Raw genomic sequence first — 5,053 nt, 5'->3', positions numbered from 1 at the left:
TTATTTCTTTTGGGCAAGTCTCCTTGCCTCTTTCTTAGTAAGAATAACACAAGGAAGCTGGAAATTCAAGCAAAATTTTCATCCTCCTTTGTGCCCCGCAGGGGCATGACCGTTTCCCCTGAAAATAATCCGCAGATTTCGCAGAGGACACAGATTTTTATTTTTTTATCTCCCCGCTGGCGAGAGATTAAGAGGTTAGGGGATTCTTTTATTCCCGAATCCCGAGCCCCGAGTCCCTTAATTTTCATTTTCCTTTGTGCCCTACAGGGGCATGAGCGTTTCTTCTGTAACAGTGGTTACGATTTCTTTATCATTATTTCTTTAACTGCTTGAATGATATGAGTTGATTTCATTTCAAATCTTTCTAATAATTCATCCGGTTTGCCAGAGAGCCCAAACCTATCCTGGACGCCAATTCTTTTCATTGCCACAGGGTTATTTTCAACTAAAACTTCAGCCACCGCACTTCCTAAACCACCGATAATTGAATGTTCTTCGCAAGTAACAATTGCCCCTGTTTCAATAGCCGCCTGAATGATTATATCTTTATCAATTGGTTTGATAGTGCTCATATTAATTACTCTTGCCTTAATTCCTTCTTTTTGTAGTTCTTCGGCGGCTTGAAGTGCCTCAAAAACCATAAGTCCAATGGCAATAATAGTTACATCATTACCCTGTTTAAGAATAGTTCCTTTACCAATTTTAAATTCATAATCATCTGAAAACACTATTGGGAATTTTGCCCGACCTAATCTGATATAAAATGGAGTAGAAACCTTTGTTGCGGTAATGACAGCTTTTTCAGTTTCTATTCCGTCAGCCGGGACAATTACCGTCAAATTAGGCAAACTTCTCATTAAAGCAAGGTCTTCAATTGCTTGATGCGAGGCACCATCTTCACCTACGGATATACCAGCATGCGTAACCACAATCTTAACATTAGCCTTTGGCCAGGCAATAGAGGTTCTAACCTGGTCAAAAACCCGTGCCGAGCCAAATACCGCAAAGGTCGAGGCAAAAACAATTTTACCGCAACTCGCTAATCCTGCCGCAAAACCCATCATATTTGCCTCTCCAATACCAAAGTTAAAAAATCTATCTGGAAATTTTTCCTTAAACAAAGAAGTTCGAGTTGAAGATGAGCAATCTGCATCTAAAACTACTATATCTTTATTTTCTATGCCTAATTTTACCAATGTTTTTCCATAGACATCTCTGGTTGCCATTAATTCTGCCATAATTTTCCCCTTTCTTTATATCGACATTTTTATTTTAATACTTTATTATCTATCGTTAGTCTTCTGAGATCGTAACTATTCACCTTGTAGGAAAGTAGGAGAGTAGGGAAGTAGGAAAGGGAAAGAATTGGTGCAACAGATGTGGAGAGCGGCTGTTTCTATTCCAGCAAATATTGCAGAAGGTTTTAAAAAACAAGGCATAAAGAATTATTTTCCCCTCTTCCTACTTCCTACTTTCCTACTCCCTACTTCCTACTTACTTGGTATGCTGAATAGTTACCTGAGATCTAACTTCTGTCCTCTATTCTAACTCCAACAGTGCTTTTTGTTCTTCTTCTTTGGTTGGTGCTACGCCGTGGTAACCTACCTTTCCTTCCATAAAAGAGACGCCTTTACCTTTAATCGTGTGAGCGATGACCATAGTTGGTTTCCCTTGAGTAATTTTCGCTTCATTGGTGGCATGGATTATCTGATGCATATCGTGACCATCAATCTCAATTGTATTCCAACCAAATGCTTTGAATTTATCAACTATCGGTTCAATAACCATCACTTCATTTACCGGACCATCAATTTGCAATTTATTATAATCTAAGAAAGCACATAGATTATCTAATTTATAATGTGCACAAGCCATCGCCGCCTCCCATATTTGTCCTTCTTGACTTTCACCATCTCCTAAAACCACATATACCCTGAATTTTTTCTTATCAAGTTTAGCGGCTAAAGCCATACCACCGGCAACAGATAATCCCTGTCCAAGAGAGCCAGCCGACATTTCTACTCCTGGAGTAGCCGTCATATCTGTATGCCCCTGAAGAAAACTATCCATTTTTCGAAGTCGCATTAATTCAGATACCGGGAAATAACCACTTAAAGCTAATGCCGCATATAATGTCGGACAGGAATGTCCTTTAGAAAGAACAAATCTATCACGGTCTTCCCACTTAGGGTTATCAGGTTTATGGTTCATAATTTTGAAATAAAGTGTGGTGATTATATCGGTGCAGGATAAAGCCCCTCCTGGATGTCCAGAACCCGCTTCACCTAACATCTTAATTATCCACCGCCTTATCTCTTTTGCCTTTGCCTCTAATTCCTGAATCTCTTGATTTGTAATATTTACCATTGACACCTTTTACTCCTTTTTTTGGTAAATGGTAACTGGTCAATGGTAATTAGTTACCAATTACCAATTAACCGATTATTTACTTGTAACTATTCACCTTGTAGGAAAGTAGGAGAGTAGGGAAGCAGGAAAGGGAAAGAATTGGTGCAACAGATGTGCAGAGCGGCTGTTTCTATTCCAGCAAATATTGCAGAAGGTTTTACCCCTCTTCCTACTTCCTACTTTCCTACTTCCTACTTGATTGGTATGCTGAATAGTTACATTTACTTTTAATTTCGTGAAGCCCTATTCACTATATTATGTTTCATCACCTTAACTCATCAAATGGCAGGCAACAAAATGGTCAACTTTAATCCTTTTTAGTTCAGGTATATTCTCTTTACATTCATCCTTTGCCTGTTCACATCTCGGATGAAATCTACACCCTGCGGGTGGATTAATTGGACTGGGCACCTCGTCTGCCAAAACATCCATCTTCTTTCGCATTTGAGGGTTGGGAAGGAGGATACTCGCCAGCAGTTTTTGAGTATAAGGATGAACGGCTCGGCTATAAATTTCCGCTGTAGTCGCTAATTCTACTATTTTGCCCAGATACATCACTGCCACCCTATCGCTTATCTGCCTGACTATCCTCAAGTCATGTGAAATAAAGATATAAGTTAGTCTCAGTTCTTCTTGTAAATCACAAAGTAAATTAATAATCTGTGCCTGAATAGAAACATCTAATGATGAAACTGGCTCATCTAAGATAATAAGTTTTGGTGATGTGGCTAATGCCCGTGCAATTCCAATCCTCTGAAGTTGCCCACCACTAAATTCATGTGGATAGCGGTTCTTCCAATCCGGGGATAATCCAACTAATTGAAGTAATTGAGCAATTTTTTCTTTTTTTTGTCTTCCTTTAGCTAATCTATGAATAATCAATGGCTCACCAATTATATCTCCAATCTGCATTCGTGGATTTAAACAACCATAAGGATTTTGAAAAACCAATTGCATTTGTTGGCGTAGATGACGCATTGAATCTTTATTCAAATTAAAAATATCTTCATCTTCGAAATATACCTTGCCTGAAGTACTGGCAAGGAGTCTTAAAATCAATTTTGAAGTCGTAGATTTCCCACAGCCACTTTCACCAACCAACCCTAATGTTTTTCCCTTTTCTAAATCAAATGAAATATTATCTACGGCACGAACAATGTCTGCTTTTCCCAAAAGACCTTTTCTTAGATGAAAATATTTCTTTAATTCTTTAACTTGAAGAAGCATTTAATTAATTGCTATAATTATAACTTAACTTAAGTGAGATTGTCAAGTATTTTTTGCTTGACAATTAATGACAGAATTATTATGATAATTATATGGAATGGCAATATTGTAAAGAAATGCTTCCGAAGGTATCAAGAACATTTGCTTTAAATATTGTAAAACTAAAAGGCAAGACCTGTGAGGCGGTAACAATTAGTTATTTGCTTTTCCGTATTGCAGACACCTTTGAAGATAATCTATTTCTAAAAGGAGATGAAAAGATAAAGGCATTGGAGCAAATTCGTTGGATTTTTGAAGGGGATAAAGGCTTAAATGAAAGACTTGACCTCTATGAATCACTTAAATTTCAATGGAAACAATCTTCTTATGAAAAAGAACTTGTTGAAAATGGGGATAAGGTCTTAAAATGCTACTTTGACCTGCCTCCAATTTATCGAAGCATCATTGACCCGCTTATTAGTGAGTCTGTCGAAGGAATGGCAAAATTTCAAAAAAGAAAATTAGACTCATCCTTAAAAATCTATCAACTTCAAGATTTGAAAGATTTAGAGGAATACTGTTATTATGTTGCCGGGATTGTGGGAATAATGCTTACCCGAATTTTTTCCCTCAAAAAATCAATCTCTAAAATAAAAACTCAACTTGAAAAATATCAAGTTCAATTCGGATTAGCATTACAACTTACAAATATCCTGAAAGATTGGCAAAAAGACTTAAACAGAGGTTGGTGTTATCTCCCCTCTGCAATTACAAATAAATGGCAAATTAATCTTGAAGATAGTATATCTACAAACCAACAAATAGGCATCATAAAAGATATTATACCCTGGATTTTGACTTATTTTGATTCGGCATTAAGGTATATTGAAATTATTCCGGAAACTGAGCGTTCTATAAGGCTCTTTTGTATCATCCCTTTTGTTCTGGCGTATAATACCCTAATTTACCTCTTCAAAAACGAAGATAAAGTTCCTCGTAAGAAGGTATCAGAGATTTTAGAAATATCTAACTATTTCGCAGATTCAAATCAACTTTTAAAAAAGGATTATTTGAGGGTAAAAAAATACGACCTCAAATTTATTGTAACGTAACTATTCACCACGAAGAGCACGAAGGACACGAAATGGAATTTAATGCCTTGTAATTTTCGGTAGTGTCTGACAATAACTACAGTAAGCGTTCAGGTGTCCATAAGGAGAAAAGGGGAAATGGGGAGAAAGGAGAGGAGTAGGGGAATTAGGTAGCAGAAGGTTTCATCAGTTGTCAATGACATTCTAAATAATATGATTTTCTTACTAAAATAAGAATATTTTTTCCCCTTTTCCCTGATTTCTCCATTTCCCCTTCGTTACACCCTGAACGGTTACGATGTCCCTAATTCTCTTATAAGGAGAAAAGGAGAAATGGGGAGAAAGGA

At 36.9% G+C, this 5,053-nt stretch carries 5 protein-coding genes and 1 pseudogene; 3 read left to right on the top strand and 3 right to left on the bottom strand.

Going from position 1 to position 5,053, the window contains the following annotated elements; translation table 11 throughout:
* Window positions 1-296: 296 nt before the first annotated feature.
* Window positions 297-1,238 (bottom strand): transketolase family protein, encoded by a 942-nt coding sequence (locus AB1414_15350; GenBank protein MEW6608795.1) that lies wholly within the window; start codon window positions 1,236-1,238, stop codon window positions 297-299.
* Between the two features lie 127 nt (window positions 1,239-1,365).
* Between AB1414_15350 and AB1414_15345 the strand changes: the two genes are divergently transcribed.
* On the top strand, window positions 1,366-1,548 hold the full coding sequence (locus AB1414_15345) for a four helix bundle protein (protein MEW6608794.1): 183 nt from the start codon (window positions 1,366-1,368) through the stop codon (window positions 1,546-1,548).
* On the opposite strand, the gene AB1414_15340 is transcribed toward AB1414_15345, so the two are convergent.
* Entirely contained in the window at window positions 1,540-2,367 is an 828-nt protein-coding gene (locus AB1414_15340) for a transketolase (protein ID MEW6608793.1), read from the bottom strand. The two genes, AB1414_15345 and AB1414_15340, sit on opposite strands and share 9 nt — an antisense overlap.
* Window positions 2,368-2,505: 138 nt before the next feature.
* On the opposite strand from AB1414_15340, the pseudogene AB1414_15335 reads away from it, so the two are divergent.
* A pseudogene (locus AB1414_15335) lies at window positions 2,506-2,640 on the top strand (four helix bundle protein).
* 39 nt (window positions 2,641-2,679) lie between these two features.
* On the opposite strand, the gene AB1414_15330 reads toward AB1414_15335, so the two are convergent.
* Window positions 2,680-3,636 carry an oligopeptide/dipeptide ABC transporter ATP-binding protein gene (locus tag AB1414_15330; protein MEW6608792.1) on the bottom strand — a complete coding sequence of 319 codons (957 nt, stop codon included), beginning with the start codon at window positions 3,634-3,636 and terminating at the stop codon, window positions 2,680-2,682.
* Between the two features lie 92 nt (window positions 3,637-3,728).
* On the opposite strand from AB1414_15330, the gene AB1414_15325 reads away from it, so the two are divergent.
* Complete coding sequence (locus tag AB1414_15325) at window positions 3,729-4,727, top strand: squalene/phytoene synthase family protein (GenBank protein MEW6608791.1); 999 nt, start codon at window positions 3,729-3,731, stop codon at window positions 4,725-4,727.
* Window positions 4,728-5,053: the final 326 nt, after the last annotated feature.

The sequence above is a fragment of the bacterium genome, from assembly GCA_040755795.1.
GTDB lineage: Bacteria > UBA9089 > CG2-30-40-21 > CG2-30-40-21 > SBAY01 > JBFLXS01.
Note: the sequence above shows the minus strand (reverse complement) of the source record. Positions and strands in the feature narration are given on the sequence as shown.

Excerpts from the sequence above, each read along its gene's own strand:
- AB1414_15350 (MEW6608795.1), bottom strand. The coding sequence starts at position 1,238 with ATGGCAGAATTAATGGCAACCAGAGATGTCTATGGAAAAACATTGGTA.
- AB1414_15340 (MEW6608793.1), bottom strand. The coding sequence starts at position 2,367 with ATGGTAAATATTACAAATCAAGAGATTCAGGAATTAGAGGCAAAGGCA.
- AB1414_15325 (MEW6608791.1), top strand. The coding sequence starts at position 3,729 with ATGGAATGGCAATATTGTAAAGAAATGCTTCCGAAGGTATCAAGAACA.
- AB1414_15330 (MEW6608792.1), bottom strand. The coding sequence starts at position 3,636 with ATGCTTCTTCAAGTTAAAGAATTAAAGAAATATTTTCATCTAAGAAAA.